General features: G+C 75.0%; 19 protein-coding genes. 13 read left to right on the plus strand and 6 right to left on the minus strand.

Annotated features, from left to right (window positions below; genetic code table 11):
* The 8 genes from O7542_RS17660 to O7542_RS17695 all read left to right on the plus strand — a co-directional run bounded on the left by O7542_RS17660 (position 1) and on the right by O7542_RS17695 (position 8935).
* Positions 1–1149, plus strand: a complete 1149-nt coding sequence (locus O7542_RS17660) for an exonuclease SbcCD subunit D (protein ID WP_166455436.1) — start codon at positions 1–3, stop codon at positions 1147–1149.
* Entirely contained in the window at positions 1149–3623 is a 2475-nt protein-coding gene (locus O7542_RS17665) for an SMC family ATPase (protein ID WP_166455437.1), read from the plus strand. Before O7542_RS17660 ends, O7542_RS17665 begins: the two co-directional genes overlap by 1 nt.
* Complete coding sequence (locus O7542_RS17670) at positions 3620–4591, plus strand: hypothetical protein (RefSeq protein WP_210886751.1); 972 nt, start codon at positions 3620–3622, stop codon at positions 4589–4591. The genes O7542_RS17665 and O7542_RS17670 overlap by 4 nt, the downstream gene beginning before the upstream one ends.
* Positions 4591–5448 carry a fused MFS/spermidine synthase gene (locus O7542_RS17675; protein WP_281604909.1) on the plus strand — a complete coding sequence of 286 codons (858 nt, stop codon included), beginning with the start codon at positions 4591–4593 and terminating at the stop codon, positions 5446–5448. Before O7542_RS17670 ends, O7542_RS17675 begins: the two co-directional genes overlap by 1 nt.
* An 82-nt stretch (positions 5449–5530) precedes the next feature.
* Positions 5531–6229 carry a sigma-70 family RNA polymerase sigma factor gene (locus O7542_RS17680; RefSeq protein ID WP_030503038.1) on the plus strand — a complete coding sequence of 233 codons (699 nt, stop codon included), beginning with the start codon at positions 5531–5533 and terminating at the stop codon, positions 6227–6229.
* Positions 6226–7008: a zf-HC2 domain-containing protein gene (locus tag O7542_RS17685; RefSeq protein ID WP_030503037.1), complete on the plus strand. Its 783-nt coding sequence runs from the start codon at positions 6226–6228 to the stop codon at positions 7006–7008. The genes O7542_RS17680 and O7542_RS17685 overlap by 4 nt, the downstream gene beginning before the upstream one ends.
* Positions 7009–7213: 205 nt before the next feature.
* Positions 7214–7873, plus strand: a complete 660-nt coding sequence (locus O7542_RS17690) for a hypothetical protein (RefSeq protein WP_064447175.1) — start codon at positions 7214–7216, stop codon at positions 7871–7873.
* A 147-nt stretch (positions 7874–8020) separates the two neighbouring features.
* Positions 8021–8935 (plus strand): DNA-3-methyladenine glycosylase, encoded by a 915-nt coding sequence (locus O7542_RS17695; RefSeq protein ID WP_104114374.1) that lies wholly within the window; start codon positions 8021–8023, stop codon positions 8933–8935.
* A gap of 4 nt (positions 8936–8939) precedes the next feature.
* Here the strand turns inward: O7542_RS17695 and O7542_RS17700 are convergent, their stop codons facing one another.
* Positions 8940–9461 carry a DUF1990 domain-containing protein gene (locus tag O7542_RS17700; protein WP_064447269.1) on the minus strand — a complete coding sequence of 174 codons (522 nt, stop codon included), beginning with the start codon at positions 9459–9461 and terminating at the stop codon, positions 8940–8942.
* A 55-nt stretch (positions 9462–9516) separates the two neighbouring features.
* On the opposite strand from O7542_RS17700, the gene O7542_RS17705 reads away from it, so the two are divergent.
* Positions 9517–10005, plus strand: a complete 489-nt coding sequence (locus O7542_RS17705; protein WP_209960523.1) for a GNAT family N-acetyltransferase — start codon at positions 9517–9519, stop codon at positions 10003–10005.
* Here the strand turns inward: O7542_RS17705 and O7542_RS17710 are convergent.
* Positions 9980–10402, minus strand: coding sequence for an SRPBCC family protein (locus O7542_RS17710; RefSeq protein ID WP_281604910.1), 423 nt, complete (start codon positions 10400–10402; stop codon positions 9980–9982). The genes O7542_RS17705 and O7542_RS17710 overlap by 26 nt on opposite strands.
* Before the next feature lie 263 nt (positions 10403–10665).
* Positions 10666–10878, minus strand: a complete 213-nt coding sequence (locus O7542_RS17715; protein WP_043325629.1) for a hypothetical protein — start codon at positions 10876–10878, stop codon at positions 10666–10668.
* A gap of 136 nt (positions 10879–11014) precedes the next feature.
* On the opposite strand from O7542_RS17715, the gene O7542_RS17720 reads away from it, so the two are divergent.
* On the plus strand, positions 11015–12127 hold the full coding sequence (locus O7542_RS17720) for an ATP-dependent DNA ligase (protein ID WP_064447172.1): 1113 nt from the start codon (positions 11015–11017) through the stop codon (positions 12125–12127).
* Between the two features lie 19 nt (positions 12128–12146).
* Positions 12147–13751: an alpha/beta hydrolase gene (locus tag O7542_RS17725; protein WP_281606484.1), complete on the plus strand. Its 1605-nt coding sequence runs from the start codon at positions 12147–12149 to the stop codon at positions 13749–13751.
* A 51-nt stretch (positions 13752–13802) separates the two neighbouring features.
* Here the strand turns inward: O7542_RS17725 and O7542_RS17730 are convergent, their stop codons facing one another.
* Positions 13803–15080, minus strand: coding sequence for a YncE family protein (locus O7542_RS17730; protein ID WP_281604911.1), 1278 nt, complete (start codon positions 15078–15080; stop codon positions 13803–13805).
* A gap of 163 nt (positions 15081–15243) precedes the next feature.
* Between O7542_RS17730 and O7542_RS17735 the strand changes: the two genes are divergently transcribed.
* Entirely contained in the window at positions 15244–16392 is a 1149-nt protein-coding gene (locus O7542_RS17735; protein ID WP_281604912.1) for a helix-turn-helix domain-containing protein, read from the plus strand.
* A 67-nt stretch (positions 16393–16459) separates the two neighbouring features.
* Positions 16460–16912, plus strand: a complete 453-nt coding sequence (locus O7542_RS17740) for a GNAT family N-acetyltransferase (protein ID WP_030503026.1) — start codon at positions 16460–16462, stop codon at positions 16910–16912.
* A gap of 67 nt (positions 16913–16979) precedes the next feature.
* On the opposite strand, the gene O7542_RS17745 is transcribed toward O7542_RS17740, so the two are convergent.
* Positions 16980–17705: an ABC transporter ATP-binding protein gene (locus O7542_RS17745; protein WP_030503025.1), complete on the minus strand. Its 726-nt coding sequence runs from the start codon at positions 17703–17705 to the stop codon at positions 16980–16982.
* Positions 17705–18694, minus strand: a complete 990-nt coding sequence (locus O7542_RS17750; protein WP_064447169.1) for an ABC transporter ATP-binding protein — start codon at positions 18692–18694, stop codon at positions 17705–17707. Before O7542_RS17750 ends, O7542_RS17745 begins: the two co-directional genes overlap by 1 nt.

Genomic DNA, 18694 nt, shown 5'->3' on the forward strand with positions numbered 1-18694 from the left:
ATGAAGATCCTGCACACCTCCGACTGGCACGTCGGCAAGGTCCTCAAGGGGCAGTCCCGGGCCGAGGAGCACAAGCAGGTCCTCGCCCAGGTCATCGAGATCGCCCAGCGTGAGCGGCCGGACCTGGTCATCGTCGCCGGTGACCTGTACGACACCGCCGCGCCCACCCCGGAGGCGACGCGGCTGGTGACCCGGGCGCTCACCGCGCTGCGGCGTACCGGCGCGGACGTGGTGGCGATCGGCGGCAACCACGACAACGGCGCGGCGCTGGACGCGCTGCGCCCGTGGGCCGAGGCGGCCGGGATCACGCTGCGCGGCAGCGTCCGGGAGAACCCGGACGAGCACGTCGTCGACGGGGTCACCGCCGGTGGGGAACGCTGGCGGCTGGCCGCGCTGCCGTTCCTGTCCCAGCGGTACGCGGTGCGCGCGGTGGAGATGTACACGCTCACCCCGGCCGAGGCGAACCAGACGTACGCCGACCACCTGGGCCGGGTGCTGGACCGGCTCGCCGAGGGGTTCGCCGAGCCGGACCGGGTGCACCTGGTGACCGCGCACCTGACCGTGGTCGGGGCGAGCACCGGCGGCGGCGAGCGGGACGCGCACACGGTGCTCGGATACGCGGTCCCGGCTACCGTCTTCCCCGGCAACGCGCACTACGTGGCGCTGGGTCACCTGCACCGCTCGCAGCGGGTCATCGGCCCGTGCCCGATCCGCTACAGCGGCAGCCCCCTCGCCGTCGACTTCGGCGAGCAGGAGAACGTCAGCTCGGTGACGATCGTGGAGGTCACCGCCACCACGGCCGCCCGCATCCGGGAGGTGCCGGTGCCGGGCGCGGTGCCGCTGCGCACGGTACGCGGCACGCTCGCGCAGCTCGCCGAGATCGAGGCGCCGGAGGGCTGGCTGCGCGTCTACGTCCGGGAGCAGCCCCGGGCCGGGCTGCGCGAGGAGGTGCAGGAGCTGCTGCCCCGGGCGCTGGAGATCCGGATCGACCCGGAGCTGGTGCCCGCGCCGGGCAGCGGGACCCGGACCGCCCAGCGGGCCGGGCGGTCGCCGGGCGAGTTGTTCGGCGACTACCTGGACAGCCGCGGGCACGCCGACGAGGGTGTCCGGGAACTCTTCGACGAGCTGCTCGAGGAGGTGGAGCACTGATGCGGCCGATGCGGCTGGACATGGCCGGGTTCACGGTGTTCCGCGACGAGACCACTGTCGACTTCACCGACGCGGACTTCTTCGCGCTGGTCGGGCCGACCGGTTCGGGCAAGTCGACGGTGCTCGACGCGATCTGTTTCGCGCTCTACGGCACGGTGCCGCGCTGGGGCGGCGCCCGGGGGCTGGCGAACGCGCTGGCGCCGTCGGCCACCGAGGCGCGGGTCCGGCTGGTGTTCGAGTCCGCCGGGGACCGCTACGTGGCGACCCGGGTGGTGCGCCGGGACGGCCGGGGCACCGTGAAGACGGCCAACGCCGGGCTGCAGCTCATGCCGCCGGGCTTCGACGTCACCAAGCTCGACACCGGGCTCAGCCCGGAGGATCTGGGCGAGGTGGTGGCGGGCACCCCGGCCGAGATGGAACAGGCGGTGCTGGACGCGGTCGGGCTGCCGTACGAGCAGTTCACCTCCTGCGTGGTGCTGCCGCAGGGGCAGTTCGCCGACTTCCTGCACGCCAAGCCGGCCACCCGGCAGCAGATCCTGGTGAACCTGCTCGGGCTGGGCGTCTACGAGAACGTGCAGAAGAAGGCGGTCGAGCGGGCCGGGCAGGCCGAGGCGAAGCTGGAGACCGTCGACAAGCTGCTCGGCGGGCTCACCGACGTCGACGACGAGAGTCTGGCCGCCGCCCGGGAGCGGGTGGACGCGATGCGGGAGCTGGCCGCAGCGGTCGCTGCCGCCGTACCCGAATGGGAGCGGGCCCGGGCGACGGCGGGTGAGCGGGCCGCGGCGCTGGCCGCGCTCGACGCGGAGCTGGGTGTGCTGGCCGGGGTGCGGCCGCCGGACGGCACCGCCGAGCTGGCGCGGGCGGTGGCGGCGGCCCGGGTGGCCGCCGACGAGGCGGCGGGCGCGGTCGGGCTGGCCGAGGAGCGCGAGGAGAAGCTGCGCGGGGAGCTGACCGCCGCCGGTGACGAGAGCGCGTTGCGGTTGCACCTGAAGGCGTACGCGGACCGGGACCGGCTGACCGCGGAGGCGGCGACTGCGCGCGCGGCGGTGGACGCGGCGCGCGGCGAGCACGACGCGGCGGTGGCGGCGCTGGCGGCGGCGCGGGCGGACGCGCAGCGGGCCGAGACGGAGCTGGAGTCGGCGTTCCGCGCGCACGAGGACGCGAAGGCCGCCGACCAGGCGGCGGCGCTGCGGGCGCACCTGGTCGACGGCGCGCCCTGCCCGGTGTGCGAGCAGACGGTCACCACCGTGCCGGCGGTGCCGAAGGGTTCGGCGGTGAGCCGGGCGATCGAGGCGGGCAAGGCAGCGCGGGCGGCGAGCGAGGCGGCGAAGCGGGTGGTGCAGGAACGCGACGCCGCGGCCCGCGAACTGGACCGGGTGCTGCTGCGCGCCCGGACCCAGCACGACCAGCTCGGCGCGCGCCTGGCCGAGCTGGACGAGCAGCTCACTGACGCGCCCACGCCGGAACGGCTGCGGGAGTCGCTGGCCGAGCACGCGCGGCTGCGCGCCGCGCTGGAGGAGGCGGCGGGCGCGGTGCGGGCCGGGCGGGAGGCGGCCCGGCGGGCGCGGGGCGCGCTGGACGCCGCGCAGGATCGGCTGCGCCGAGCCTGGCGTGACTTCGACGCGGTACGCGACGGGCTGGCCCGGTTCGGGCCGCCGGCCGCCGACCGGGACGACGTGGCGGCGGCGTGGACGGCGCTGGCCGACTGGGCGGGCGAGCAGGCGCGGGCGCGGCGCGCGGACCGCGACGGGATGGCCGAGTCGGTGGAGGCGGCGCAGCGGGCCGCGGCCGAGGTCGCCGACGGGATCGCCGCGTTGTTCACCGCGGCCGGGCTGGACGCCCCGCAGGACGCGTCGCGCGACGTGGCGGTGGCGGTGGAGCGGGCCGAGGCGGAGTTGCGCCGCCTGGACGAGCGCCGCGAGCAGGCCGCCGGGCTGCGGGAGCAGCGGGCCGGGCACGAGCACGAGGCGCGGGTGGCGCGGGCGCTCGCCTCGCACCTGCGGGCGAACAACTTCGAACGCTGGCTGCTCACCGAGGCGCTGGACCTGCTGGTCGACGGCGCGTCGCGGATCCTGCGGGAGCTGTCCGGCGGGCAGTACGACCTGGTGCACGACAAGGGCGAGTTCTTCGTGGTCGACCACCACGACGCGGGGCTGCGGCGCGGGGTGCGCACGCTGTCCGGCGGGGAGACGTTCCAGGCGTCGCTGGCGCTGGCGCTGGCGCTGTCCGAGCAGCTCGCCGGGATGTCCACCACCGCGGCCAGCCTGGAGTCGATCGTCCTGGACGAGGGTTTCGGCACGCTCGACGCGGCGACGCTGGACACGGTCGCGGCGACGCTGGAAAACCTGGCCGCCCGGGGCGACCGGATGGTCGGCGTGGTCACCCACGTGCCGGCGCTGGCCGAGCGGATCCCGGTCCGGTTCGAGGTGCGCAAGGACGCGCGGACGGCCCGCGTGGAACGGACCGGCCTGTGACGTCACAGTCGCCGGCGTTCTTCGTCGACGCCTGGGATCCGGCCTACGGCGCGTCGTTCGAGGCTGCGGGCGGGTCCGGTCCGGCCGCGCCGAGCAGCGCCCAGGTGGACGCCGACGTCGAGCTGCCGGCCACCGACTGGCGGGCGATCGGCCTCCGCGCGGGCGTGCGGTCGCCGGACGTGGTGCTGCTCGTCGACGGGGTACGCCGGATCGACGCCAGTGTCTGGACGGCCGAGGAGGACGGCGGCTCGTTCCCCGGCATCGCCGCCTCGTACGCGGCCGGTGTGGTCCGCTGCGACCTGGACCGGGGCGCCGCCGAGATGGCCGGCGCCCGGGTGGGCCGCGGCCTGTTCACGGCGAGCCCGTCGGCGCAGGACGTGGTCGCCGGGACTGTGCGTTACCCGGTGCACCGGGTCAGCGGCACCGGTGAGCTGAGCAAGCTGCCCGCGGCGGTGCAGGCGCCGCTGACCGCGCTGGAGGTGGCCGTCTCCGACGCGGTACGCACCGACGGCGACCTGCTGGTGGTGGACGGCCCGCTGCGCAGCCGGCGCAACCTGCCGCGCACGCTCGGGTACATCAAGACGCAGCACAGCCAATACCTGGACGGGCGGCTGACCGCCGTGGTGACCGGGCTGGCGCCGGGTGAGCGCTGCCCGGTGTTCCGGCTGGGCACGGCGTGGGGCGGCTGGTCCTGGTATCTGCGCCTGCCGGTGCGCGCCGGGGCGCCGTGGGCCGGGATCGTGCGGGTGGAGTGCTCGGCCGACCTGACCGTGCCGGAGGCGATCGCGCTGGCCGACCTGTCGCTGGTGACGTTGCCCCGGTTCGCCTCCACCCCGTACAAGGATCCGCGTGCCCCGCAGAACCTGGTGCCGATCGCCGGGCTGGAACGCCGGTTGCGCGGGATGCTCGGCGACGCGCGGCTGCTGCACCGGGTGCTCACCGCGGCGGCGCGCGGAATGCGGCGCTGATGGGCCGGCGACGCGACGCCGACCGGGTGGTGGCCGACGTCGACACCGGGCGGGCCGAACTGGTGCCGGACCGGGACCGTCCGGGCTCGTGGACGTTGCTGCTGGACGGCGCACCGCAGTCGCATGTGAACCTCGCCGACCCGGCTCACCTGGAGTTCGAGTACGTCCGGCGGCTGGCCGCCGCGCTGGACCTGGTGGCGCCGGCCGGGGCGCCGCTGCGGGTGCTGCACCTGGGCGGCGGCGCGCTCACCCTGCCCCGGTACGTGCAGGCCACCCGCCCGGGTTCGACGCAGCGGGTGTCCGAGGTGGACGGCGCGCTGGTGGAGCTGGTCCGCCGTGAGCTGCCGTGGCCTGCCGATCCGCGCCTGCGGGTACGGGTGGCCGACGCGCGGGCGACGCTGACGTCGAGCCGGGACGGCGCGTACGACGTGATCGTGGCTGACGTGTTCGCGGGTGCCCGTACCCCCGCGCACCTGACCTCGGTGGAGTACGCCGCCGAGGTGGCCCGGGTGCTGGCGCCCGGCGGCAGCTACCTGGCGAACGTGGCCGACGGCCCGCCGCTGCGGCACGCGAAGGCGCAGGTCGCCACAGTGCGTACCGTGCTGCCCCGGGCCTGCCTGGTCGGCGACGCGGCGGTGCTGCGCGGCCGCCGGTACGGCAACCTGGTGCTGGTGGCGTCCCGGGTGGAGCCGCCGGTGCCGGAGCTGGCCCGGCGGGCGGCCGGCGACTGGTTCCCCGGCCGGGTGCTGGCCGGCGCGGAGCTGGACCGCTTCACCGGCGGCGCGGCGGTGGTCCACGACGCGGGCGCCGTCGACTCCACTCCCCCGCCGCCCGGAATTTTTTCCGTCAAACGTTGATCCGATCGACTGGTGGCTGCGTATCACCGGGCGGCCATGCCCGTGGGGGGCCGGCTGATGTCATTGGACAGCGGAGGTCTGCATGCATGCGGTGGCGGCCGGCTGGCACGGCGAAGTGGCGCGGCCCGAGTGGATGTTCGCCCGGGCACAACCACACTCGCGCGCCTCGCGTTCCCGCCGGGGGGTCGACGCCCGGCCCGCCGATCGCCAGAATGACCCGGTGCCGCCGCGACCCGCTCCCGGACGCCACCAGGCGACCTCCGCCGAGGCCAGCCACTCCGACCAGCTGATCCGCCTGCTGTACGCCGAGCACGCCGGCCCGCTGCTGATGTTCGTGATGCGGCTGACCGGCGGGGACCGGCAGCGCGCCGAGGACATCGTGCAGGAGACGCTGCTGCGGGCCTGGCGCAACGCGCACCGGCTCGGCGTGCAGGGCCAGGGCTCGTTGCGTCCCTGGCTGGTCACGGTGGCCCGGCGGATCGCCATCGACGAGCACCGCAGCGAGCAGGCCCGCCCGCCGGAGACGTACGACCGGGATCTGACCGCGTTCGCCGAGGCGGACAGCACCGACCGGGTCCTGCGCACGATGACGGTGGCGGACGCGCTGCGTACGCTGAGCCAGTCGCACCGGGAGATCCTGGTGGCGACGTACTTCCGGGGGCGCACCGTGCCGGAGGCGGCCGAGGAGCTGGGGCTTCCGCTCGGCACCGCCAAGTCGCGGGTCTATTACGCGCTGCGCGCGCTGCGCACGGCTCTGCAGGAGAGGGGGGTGACCGAATGAGCCGGGCCGACCACATGGACGTCGCCGCGTACGCGCTCGGCGTGCTGGACGCGGAGGACGCGGAGCGGTTCGAGGAGCACCTGGCCACCTGCTGGGCCTGCGCGGCGGAACTGGAGACGATGGTCCCGGTGGTGGGGCTGCTCTCCGGCATCGACGGCGAGGCGATGGCCGCGCTGGAGCAGACGCACACCGATCCGGCGCTGCTGGACCGGACGCTGGTGGCGGTGCGGCGGGACCGCCGTCGTACCCGGGTGCGGCAGTTGCTGGCGACGGCGGCGGCAGTGGTGGTGTTCGGCGGCCTGAGCGGGGTCGCCGCCGGGATGCTCGGCGACGAGCCGGGGCCGACGCCGCAGGCCGGGCCGACGCAGACCGCGCCGACCGCGGCGCCGAGCGGCGAGCCGGGCAACCCGAACGACCCGGGCGTCGGCGGGGAGAAGCCGATCGAGGGCGACCAGCACAACGCCACCGACGCGGGCACCGGCGTGCAGACCACGATGTGGCTGGCGCGCAAGGAGTACGGCACGCAGATCTCGGTGCAGCTGAGCCGCCTGCCCGGGCCGCGTGTCTGCCGGCTGGTGGTGGTGCGCAAGAACGCCACGAGCGAGGTCATCTCCACCTGGTCGGTGCCGGCCGGCGGCTACGGCACGAACCAGAACCAGCTTCCGCTGGAGCTGACCGCGTCCACCTCCGCCCCGGTGCGCGACATCGACAAGCTTCAGGTGCAGTCGGTGGACGCGAACGGGGTGGCGAGTCCGCTGGTGACGGTGGACGACATCTGATCCGGTACGACGACGGCGCCGGGCGGCTGGACCGCCCGGCGCCGTCTTGTCGTGTCCGGGCCGGCAGACCCCCTCGTGCTGACGCACGCGCCAGAACGGCTGTCGGTTCAATCAGTCCACTGTGAAATGTGCCACCGTTTCGACTTCAACCTTGACAGTGCCGCGCCCGTACTACTCGGCGAACTGCCAAGAACGAGGAGGGCACGTGGCACACCACAAGCGGACGACCGTCATCGTCGCGAGCGCGATGGTCGCACTTACGGCCTGCGCCCCCGCAGGCTACAACGGGGCGAACTCGAGCGCGGCCGAGCCGGTCGCCGTCGCCGCGGCCGAACCCACCGCGGCGGCCGAACCGGAGGCGTCGGCGGCTCCCGAGGAGGAGCCGGTCGCGGACAAGGCGCCCCCGGCCAACGTGAAGATCACCGACGAGCTGGTCGGCAAGAAGCTGCCCCGGATGGGCCGCGTCGTCACCGACCAGGACGGCTGGGTGCTGTACCGGTTCGACAAGGACTCCGACGACCCGCCGCAGTCCAACTGCGTGGACAAGTGCGCCGAGGTCTGGCCGCCGTCGCTCACCGACGGCAACCCGAAGCTGCGTGGCGTCTCCGACGACAAGGTCGGCACCATCACCCGCCAGGACGGCACCCGGCAGCTCACCATCGGCGGCTGGCCGGTCTACCGCTACATCGGCGACAAGAAGCCGGGCCAGTGGAAGGGCCAGGGCGTCGGCGGCACCTGGTTCGTGGTCGACCCGAACGGCAAGAAGAACCTGACCTGCCTGCCCACCGGCACGCCCAAGCCGGTCGCGCCGCCCGCGGCGGGCAGCTCGAACAGCTCCGGCGGCGGGTCGGACTACTCGTACTGACGCACCAGGTCACGGTGACCGGTCGCCGCCGGGGAGGGCGCGGCCGGTCATCGTCGGGAACCCGGGAGGCGGGGCGCACCGGCATCGCCCCGCCTCCCGGCTCGGCGTGTCCGGCGTCACCGCCGGGACGCGTGGCAGAGTGGCCGGGTGACCTCGCCCGCCGCCCGCCGCACGCTGCGCCCCCCGGCCGGCTACCGGCTGGCCGCGTCGGTGCGGGCGCTCACGTTCAGCCCGTACGACCCGTGCGCGCGGATCGCCGCCGGCACGTTCTGGTGGGCCACCCGCACCCCGGACGGACCGGCCACGCTGGCGCTGCGCCCGGAGGCCGGCGAGCTGACCGCCGAGGGGTACGGCCCCGGCGCCGGCTGGGTCGTCGAGCGGGCCGACCGGATCGCCGGACTGTGCGACGACCTGACCGGGTTCGCCGCGCTCGCCGCCGCGCACCCGCTGGTGGCCCGCCTCGCGCACACGCACCACGGGCTGCGGATGCCCGCCACCGGCCAGATCTTCCCCCGGCTGCTGCGGGCCGTCTTCGAGCAGAAGGTCACCGGCAAGGAGGCGTACCGGGCGTACGCCGCCACCGTGCGGCACTTCCGCGAACCCGCCCCGGGTCCGCTGCAACCACTGCTGCTGCCGCCGGAGCCGGCCGCGGTGGCGGCCACGCCGTACTGGGTGTTCCACCCGTTCGGCGTGGAACAGCGACGCGCCGACACGCTGCGCCGCGCGGCGGCCGTCGCGGACCGGCTGGAACGCTGCGCCGACTCGGCCGAGGCCACCCGGCGGCTCACCGCGATCCCCGGCATCGGGCCGTGGACCGCCGCCGAGGTGGTGCGCATCGCGTACGGCGACCCGGACGCGGTCAGCGTCGGCGACTACCACGTGCCGAACACGGTGGCCTGGGCGCTGGCCGGTGAGCCGCGCGGTGACGACGCCCGGATGCTGGCGCTGCTGGCGCCGTTCCGGGGGCACCGGGGCCGGGTCTGCGTGCTGCTGGAGGCGGCCGGGATCCAGGCGCCGAAGTACGGCCCGCGCGCCCCGATCCGCTCCTTCGCCCGCTACTGACCGCTCAGCGCCGCCGGCACAGCCGCCGCAGCGTCCGGCCCAGCCACCAGGCGTACGCCCGCTGGAAGCCCAGCACGACCGGCCCGCCGGCCCGCACGTACCAGTGGGCGGGGCGGCTGAACGCGGTCACCTCGAACCAGACGCCGTCGGCGCCCCGCGTGACCAGGAACGCCTCCTCACCGACCTCCGGGTGCCCGGGCAGCGTGCCGTAGCCGAACCCGGCCCGGTCCGGCTCGTCCACCACCCAGACCACCTCGGTCGGGCCCCACAGCCGCGCCGGGCCGACGCCCAGTCCCGGCGTGACACGTACCCCGGGCGCCGCGCGCGGCGCGTCCGCGCGCATCACCACGCCCGCGGCGCGGTGCAGCCGCCAGCCCAGCAGCGCGTCCGCCGCGACCGGGAAGCCGCCGTCCGGCAGCCGGACCCGGTGGCGCAGGTGGTGGTAGCCGGCCGGCAGGCCGCCGTCGCGGGTCGCGCCCACCTCCGGGTACGTCAGCTCGGGCACGCCGGTCACCTCCACGCTGATGGGAACACCCCCGCCAGCGTACGGCCGCTTCTGAGCGCTGTGGTGAGCTGAGCCGGTGACCGACGTGACCATCGCCCCCGCCGACGTCGCCGACGCCGGTGAGATCCTCACCGTGCAGCGCGCCGCGTACCTGGTGGAGGCGCAGCGCTACCGGGACGTGTTCCTGCCCCCGCTGACCGAGACGCTGGACGAGGTCCGGGCGGCGCTGGCCGGCCCGGACGTGGTGCTCGCCGCGCGTAGCGGCCCCCGCCTGGTCGGCTCGGTACGCGCCCGCGTCGACGGCGACACCGCCCACGTGGGCCGCCTCTCGGTCGCGCCGGACCAGCAGGGCCGGGGCGTCGGCGGACGGCTGCTGGACGCCGTCGAGCACGCCTGCGCGGGCCGGGTGACCCGGTTCGCGCTGTTCACCGGCGCGGACAGCGCGGCGAACCTGGCCCTGTACGCGCGGCGCGGCTACCGGGTGGTGGCACACCGGCCGGACGAGAACGGCAACCGCCTCGCCGTGCTGGAGAAGACGGTCAGCCCTGCTCGCAGCGGCGCCTGAGCCCGTCCGCCTCCTGGCGCAGGTAGCGGCGCATCATCGACCCGGCGAGCAAGCCGATCAGGCCGGCCAGCGGCCCGGTCTGCACCAGGGCCAGCTCGGCCCGGGTGCGCCCGTCGCCGAGCGCGACGAGGCGGTGCTCGCCCCGGCTGCGCACGCCCGGGCTCGCGGACTCCCAGACGAACGAGTACGGCGGCTCGATCTCGGTGACCCGCCACACCGCCGGGGGCAGGCGCGGCTGCTCCAGCCGGGCGGTCGAGCCGAGCGCCAGCGGACCGGGTTCCAGCCGACGGGCGGCGGTGACCGAGGGCGTCCACTCCGGCCAGCGCTCGACGTCGCTCTGCACCGCCCACACCCGGTCGACGTCGGCGGCGATCTCGACGGACTCGACGAACCGCATCGGCGTTCCTCCCCCGTGGACGGTCCGCTCAGGCTACGCCCGCACTCCACCCGCCCGCCGTCCCGCGCCCACTCCGCCCTCGCCCCGCCCCCGCTTCGTCGATCTTGGACTTAGGGTGCCCAGGATGCCCGATTGACGAACTTTACGAGGCACCACAACTCCAAGATCGGCGGCTTGCCGGGGCGGAGATGCCGGGGCGGAGGGGCAGCCGGCATTCCGTCGCTCGGCGCCGGCCGGCGGGCAGCGGGTCGCCGGGCGGAGGGTCAGGCCGCTTCGCGCAGGTCGGCCAGGGTGACCGGGGCGTAGCGCTTCAGCAGGCGTTCCAGCTCGGTGATCGAGCCGACCTCGCCGAGGACGTTCGCGCCGCCGCCGTGCTCGGCCGGATAGCGGTGCGCCAGCCGGTAGCGGTAGCGGCCACGGATCAGCTCGACGCTGACCCGCCAGCGCCCGCAGCATCCGCAGCTCCACTCCGGCACGCCGCGAAGGTAGCTCTGACCTGCGGTTTCACCATCCGGGCAGCGGTGACGAAGGCGACCGGCACGGGACACGCCGCCCGGCCACCCCCGGTGATCTGCCTCACCACTGTCGGTGGGGTCTGGTTGACTGGTCGCCGTGGACCTGCCGATCAACCCTCCGGTCGAGCCGATGCTGGCCAAGAGCGTGTCCGAGCTGCCCACCGATCCCGGCCTGACCTACGAGCCGAAGTGGGACGGCTTCCGCTGCATCGTGTTCCGCGACGGTGACGAGGTCGAGCTGGCCAGCCGGGGCGGCAAGTCGATGACGCGCTACTTCCCGGAGGTGGTCGAGCAGGCGCGCCGGCAGCTCCCGCCCCGGTGCGCCGTCGACGGCGAGCTGATCGTGATCCGCCGGGACGGGCCGGGCGGGCACCCCCGGCTCGACTTCGAGCTGCTGGCCCAGCGGATCCATCCGGCCGCCTCCCGGGTGAAGCTGCTGGCCGAGACCACCCCGGCCGACTTCGTCGCGTTCGACCTGCTGGCCATCGACGACGAGCTGCTCACCGGGCAGCCCTATCCGCAGCGCCGCGAGCGGCTGGAGCAGGCGTTGTCCGGGGTGCGGCCGCCGGTGCACGTGACCCAGGTGACCACCGACCCGGAGACGGCCCGCCGCTGGTTCGAGGTGTTCGAGGGCGCCGGCCTGGACGGGCTGATCGTCAAGCCGGCCGACCTGCCGTACGAGCCGGGCAAGCGGCTCATGTTCAAGGTCAAGCACGCGCGCACCATGGACGCGGTGGTGGCGGGCTTCCGCTGGCACAAGTCCGGCCCGGTGGTGGGCTCGCTGCTGCTGGGGCTCTACGACGACCAGGGCGTGCTGCACCACATCGGCGTCAGCTCCTCGTTCACCATGGCCCGCCGCAAGGAGCTGCTGGACGAGCTGGAGCCCTACCGCGAGGTCGGCGGCGAGCACCCGTGGGTGCACGGCGACCACGAGCGCGGCCAGCGCATCCCGGGCGGGGTGAGCCGGTGGACCGGCGGCAAGAACCTGGAGTGGGAGCCGCTGCGTCCCGAGCTGGTGGTCGAGGTGGCGTACGACGCGATGGAGGGCGACCGGCTGCGGCACACCGCCCGGTTCGTGCGCTGGCGCCCCGACCGTGATCCGCGCTCCTGCGACTACGGCCAGCTCGACCGCCCGATCCGCTACGACGTCGACGAGGTGCTGCGCGGCGATCCGGCGGCGACGGTCGGTGACGCGGCCGGCCGGGCGTAGCCTGGCGGTCGACACGATCATGGAAGGCGCCCACGTGACAGGCTTCCCCGACCGGACCCGCCGGTTCCGGCCCGCCCTCGCCGCGTTCGTCGCGGCGGTGGTGCTCACCGCCGGCTGCACGCTGCCGGCGTTCGCGCCGCGCGCCGAGAGCGAGGGCGAGGCCGCCCCGCCGGGCACCGCCCCGGAGTGGCGGGCCTGCCCGGAGGTGCCGAACGAGCTGGTCGGCCGGGGTGCGGCGGACATGCGCTACGACTGCGCCCGGATCGCCGTGCCGCGTAACTGGGGCACCGGGGCGACCACCGGCGCGACCGCCGGGCCGGGCGCGGGCGAGACGTTCGAGATCGCGCTGATCCGGGCCCGTTCGACAAAGCAGCGCGACCGGATCGGGTCGCTGGTGGTTAACCCCGGCGGGCCGGGGGCCTCGGGCGTGGACACCGCCGTCTACCTGTCCTTCGGTCCGGCGTTCGGCGGGCTGCCGACGTCGGTCACCGACCGGTTCGACATCGTCGGCTTCGACCCGCGCGGGGTGGCCCGGTCCAGCCCGGTCAAGTGCATCTCCGACGCCGACCTGGACGCCAGCTTCGGCTACGACCCCGACCCGGAGAGCCAGTCGTCGTTCGACGGCTTCGTCGGCCTCAACCGGCGCATCGGCGAGCGGTGCGGCGCGAAGTACGGCGACCAGCTTCCGCTCTACGGCACCGAGCAGGCGGCCCGCGACATGGACGCGGTCCGGGCGGCGGTCGGCGACGACAAGCTGACGTACCTCGGCTACTCCTACGGCACGCTGCTCGGCGCCACCTACGCCCAGCTCTATCCGCAGCGTGTGCGCGCCCTGGTGCTCGACGGCGCGGTCGACCCGCAGCAGAAGCTGATCGCCGGGTCGGAGAGCCAGGCGAAGGGCTTCGAGCGGGCGTTCGACAACTTCTCCCGCTGGTGCGCGGCGAACGCCGGCCGCTGCCCGATCGCGCCGGACGCCCGCGGTGCGGTCACCGACGCGATCGCCAAGGCGAAGACCTCCCCGGTACGCGGGCAGGACGGCCGGGAGGCGACCTCCGGCTGGGTCTTCTACGCGGTGATCTCCTCGCTCTACACCGAGCAGGGCTGGCAGGAGCTGGCCCGGGCGATCGACGAGTTGCAGGGCGGCGACCCGGCCGGCGTGTTCAAGCTGGCCGACTCGTACGCGGGCCGGGAGCCGGACGGGCACTACTCCAACCTGTTCGACGCCAACCTGGCGGTCAACTGCGCGGACGAGACCGAGAAGCCGACCCGGGAGCAGGTCCGCTCGCTGCAGTCGCAGTGGCGGCAGAAGTACCCGCTGTTCGGTCCCGCCCTCGCGGTGGGGATGCTCGGCTGCGTGGAGTGGCCCGGCGAGCGGGACCCGTATCCGACCGGCCGGGCGAACGGCGCGCCGCCGATCCTGGTGGTCGGCACCACAGGTGACCCGGCCACGCCGTACGAGCAGACGCCCGCGCTGGCCGCGATGCTGGGCGTGGGTCGGGTGCTCACCTGGGAGGGTGAGGGACACACCGCGTACCCGCAGACGCCGTGCGTGACGTCGGCGGTCGACGCGTACCTGATCTCGCTCACCGTCCCCCGGGAGGGGCTGCGCTGCCCCGCCCGGTGACGGCCCGGCCGGCGGCCGGGAGCCGGACGCCGGCCGGTCGAACGTCGGCGGTCAGCCGGCGGCCGGGGGCGTCCAGTCCTGCGGCACGTGCCCGATGCGGACGCGCTGGGGGTGGTCGCCGACCGGGACGCTCGCGACCTTCTGCCCGGTCGCGAAGTTGATCGCGGTGACCTGGTCCGCGCCGGATTCGGAGATCACGCAGTCCCGGCCGTCCCCGCTGACCGTGGCCCAGTACGGCTTGTTCGCGGGCACCAGCGGCCCCTCGCGCAGCGTGGCCCGGTCCAGCACCGTGGCGTAGTCGTCCATGGTGCCGGCGACGCAGATCCGGGCGCCGTCGGGGCTCATCGACAGGCCGTGGTGCCGGGAGTCGTTGACCCAGGTGGTGCGGTCCTCGCTGGTGGCCGGGTTCTTCGGCAGCGTGGCGATGCGGGTGATCCGGTCGGTTGCCACGTCGTACTCGACCACGCCATTGAAGAAGGACACCTGGAAGTAGAGCCGGCTGCCGTCGGGGGTGAACACGGCCGGGCGGACCGCGTCGGAGAGGTCGCGGCGGCCGGCGGCGTCGAGGCGGTCCCGCATGTCGATGACCTTGACCACCTGGTACGTGCTGGTGTCGGCGACGGTGATCCGGCGGTCGCCCTTGGTCCAGTCGAGCCAGGGCGCGTCCAGGTCGGTGTTGACCTCGCCGATGGACATGTTCCACAGCCGGGTGCCGCCGTCGGTGTAGATGTTCTCGTGCGGCTTGTCGCCGGCGCCGAACGAGCCGAGCTGCGTTCCGGTGCGGATGTCCAGCACGTGCACGGTGTTGGAGGTCGAGGCGGAGACCGCGACGCGGGTGCCGTCGGGTGACACGGCCATGTGGTCGGAGCGGTAGCCGGAGACCGGGAACCGCCAGCGCAGCGCGCCGGTGGCCAGGTCGATCGAGACGACGTCGGCGAAGCTGGGCCGGGACACCACCACCGCGCTGCCGTCCGGGGTGGTGTACATGTCGTCGACGAACTGGTCGTGGCCCTCCCCCGGGCCCTGCCGGATGCCGAGGAAGTACGCCAGTTTGATCGGGTTGAGGTAGATCTCGCGCAGCCGCGCGGCGCGGTCCGGGATGACGTTGATCCGGCCGAGCTTGGCGTAGTCACCACGGGACCGGATGACGTCGGCGGTGCCGTCCCAGTTGTTGCCGACGAACATCACCTCCTGGAGCGGGACCGCGGCGGCGGCCGGCGCGGGCGCCGTCAGCAGCGGGGCCGGGGCGACGAGGGCGAGCGCGGCCAGCACGGCCAGGCCGGCACGGCGGCGGCGGGTACGGGACGGGTGCTGTGGCACGGGTGTCATGGACGCCTCCTGGCAGCCGGTACGACATCGACGTTTCTCAGTGGCGCGAACGGTGTTACCTTGCGGTAACAACCAGGAGAGCAACCGGCCGGCCGCCGGGGCTAGGGACCGGACGCCAACGCCCGCGCGACCTGGTTGTGCCGCGACGACAACGGGAGGCGGCGTGACCCGGACCGGGAACGTCCCCACGTTCGGCACGCTGCTGCGCGACCTGTCCGCCGACCCGGCCGCCGTCGACGAGGTGGCGCGGGCGGCCCGCGTGAACTCCCCCGAGGTGGCCCGGCTGCCCGCCGACGAGGTACGCCGCCAGGTCGTCCTGCTGCTGACCAGTGGCCTCGGCGCGCTGGAACGCCACGAGGACCCGGCCGGACGGGACTTCGCCGAGGCACGCCGGCTGGGCGCGGACCGGGCCGCGCAGGGCGTCACGGTGGCCGGGCTGCTGCGCGGGGTGCAGGCCGGGCGGGACCGCGCGGTGGAGCTGGTGGTCCGGCACGGCCGGGCCGCCGGCATCCCGGACGAGGTGCTGCTGGAGGGGCTGCTCACCATCGGCCGGTACGCCGCGGCGGTGGAGCGGGCAGTGGTCGACGGGCACCGGGCCGCCGAACGGGACCTGCTCCGCACCGGCGCGGCGGCCCGGGCGCACCTGCTGCGGCGGCTGCTGCGCGACGGCCCGGCGGGCCTGCCACCGGCCGAGCTGACCCGGTTCGGGCTGCGGCCGGACGGGCGCTACCACTGCCTGGTCGCCGCGCCACCCGACCCGGTACGCGCGCACGCGCTGCAGCGGCAGCTCATCCGGCACGGCGGGCTGCTCGGCACCGTCGACGAAAGGCTCGCCGGGCTGCTCCCGCGACCGCCCGACGCCGTACCGGCCGACCTGCTGACGCTGGTGACGCCCGCACAGCCGCTGGCGCGGGCACCGGCCATGTACGCGCTCTGCCTGGCGGCACTGGCCACGGCGGCGCACCGGCGGCTGCGCGGCCTGCGTCAGGTCACCGACCTGGCCGGAGAGACCGCGCTGGCCGCCCAGCCGGTCCTGGCCGAGCTACTGCGCGGCACGCTGCTCGGCGCGCTCGACCCGGCCGACGACTTCCACCGGGACCTCGCCGGCACCGCGCTCGCCTGGCTGCACCACGGCCAGCGGCTGGACCAGACCGCCGCCGCGCTGCACGTACACCCGAACACGGTGCGCTACCGGCTGCGGCGGCTGCGGGAGCTGACCGGCGGGCCGCCGGTCGAGGAGGGAGCGCGGTGCACGGTGCCGGAGACCGTGCACTGGTGGTGGGCGCTGCGCAGCTGGCTGGACGGCGGCTGAGGCCGCCGCACCTCCTCGACGCCAGACCGGGCGACACCGGCACGAGGCACTGTGCCAGGCTGGCCGGATGACCGAGGTGATCTTCCGGGAGGCGGTCCGCGCCGACCTGCCGGCCGTGCTCGCGCTGCTCGCCGACGACGTGCTGGGGCGTACCCGTGACCTGCCCGAGGTGGACGCGGCGTACGAGCGGGCGTTCGCCGACCTCGACGCCGATGCGCGCAACGAGCTGATCGTCGCCGACGACGGCGGGGAGCTGGTCGGCTGCTTCCAGCTCACGTACATCCCCGGGCTGGGCCGGCACGGCGCCGAGCGGTGCCTGATCGAGTCGGTGCGGGTCCGCTCCGACCGGCGCGGCCGTGGGCTGGGCGGGACGATGATGCGCTGGGCGATCGACCGGGCCCGGGAGCGCGGCTGCGCGCTGGTGCAGCTCACCACCGACAAGCAGCGCGCCGACGCGCACCGGTTCTACCGCGACCTGGGCTTCGTGGCCAGCCACGAGGGAATGAAGCTGGCGCTCTGACCGGGCCGCGACCGCCGCGACCCGGCACCGGGCCGCCACCCGAAGGCGCGCGGCCCGGTCACCCGGGTCAGTCCTCCGGCGCCAGCCGGCCGTCGCGCAGCGTCAGCGTCCGGTCGGCCATCTCGATCAGCGCCGGATCGTGCGTGGCGACCAGCGCGGTCATCCCCCGCGCGTGCACCACCGCCCGGAGCAGGTCCATGATCGAGCGACCGGTCTCCGAGTCGAGCTGGCCGGTCGGCTCGTCGGCGATCAGCAGGTCCGGCTCGTTCGCCAGCGCCCGGGCCACCGCCACCCGCTGCTGCTGCCCGCCGGACAGCTCATACGGGCGCTGCGCCGCGTGCCCGCCCAGCCCGACCAGCTCCAGCAGCACCGCCACCCGCTGCTCCCGCTCGGCCGCCGGCACCTTGGCCAGCCGCAGCGGCACCCCCACGTTCTCCGCCGCGGACAGGATCGGCACCAGGCCGAACGTCTGGAACACGAACCCGATCGTGCCCCGCCGCAACGCCAGCAGCTCCCGCTCGCCCGCGGCGGTGACCTCGTGCCCGGCCACCCGGATCAGGCCGGCGTCCGGGCGGTCCAGGCCGCCGACCAGGTTCAGCAGCGTGGTCTTGCCGGCGCCGGAGCGACCCCGCACCGCCACCAGCTCGCCGCGCCGCGCGGTGAACGAGACGTCCCGTACGGCGTGCACGGCGTGCTCGCCCTTGCCGAAGGTGCGGCTCACCCCCTCGACCCGGACCACGTCCTCGACTGCCGTCCCCGGCACCGCCGGCAGCACCACTGTCTGGTCGGTCATCACTCACTCTCCTCGGCGTGCGTCCGGTCACCGGGGCGCACCTCGACGTGATCGGGTTCCAGATTGAGGCGGACCCGGTCACGCAGCGACAGCGCCTCCACGAACTGCGCCGGCAGCTGCATCCGGCCGGTGCGGTCCAGCACCGCGTACTCCTCGCTGACCATCTCGGTGCCGCCGTCGGCGGTGACGCGCGCGGTCCGGCGTACCTCGGAGGCGGTCCGGCCGTCGCGGATCGCGACGGTACGGCGGACCTGGCCGGCCACGGCGTGGTCGTGGGTGACCACCACGATGGTGACCCCCAGCTCGGCGTTGATGGTGCGCAGCGCGGCGAACACCTCCGCGCCGGTGGCCTCGTCCAGCTCACCCGTCGGCTCGTCGGCGAAGAGGATCTCCGGGTCGTTCGCGACCGCCACGGCGACCGCGCAGCGCTGCTGCTCGCCGCCGCTCATCTGACCCGGACGGCGGTCCGCGCAGTAGCCGACGCCGACCATGTCCAGCAGCTCGCGGGCCCGTTCCCGCCGCTTGCGCCGCCCGCCGGCCCGCCCGGCCAGCTTCATCGGCAGCTCCACGTTCTCCAACGCGGTCAGGTACGGCAGCAGGTTGCGGCCGGTCTGCTGCCAGATGAAGCCGACCACCTCCCGCCGGTACGCCAGCCGCCGCTTGTTCGACAGCGACAGCAGGTCGTAGTCGGCGACCCGGGCGATGCCGGCGGTCGGGGTGTCCAGGCCGGACAGGATGTTCAGCAGGGTCGACTTGCCGGAGCCGGAGGCCCCGACGATCGCGACCAGCTCACCCCGATCGATGACCAGGTCGAGGCCCTGCAGGGCGACGACCTCGACGCCCTCGGTCTTGAAGATGCGTACCAGGCCGTCGCAGACGATGTGCCCGCGCAGCCGGTCCCGCCCTCCGGCCCGTTGCGCGGCCCGTTCGGCCGCGCGTTGCTGCAGGGACGCCAGGTCCGGTACGGACGTCTCGGCGGTCGCGGTCAT

Source organism: Micromonospora sp. WMMC264 (assembly GCF_027497275.1).
GTDB lineage: Bacteria > Actinomycetota > Actinomycetes > Mycobacteriales > Micromonosporaceae > Micromonospora > Micromonospora chalcea.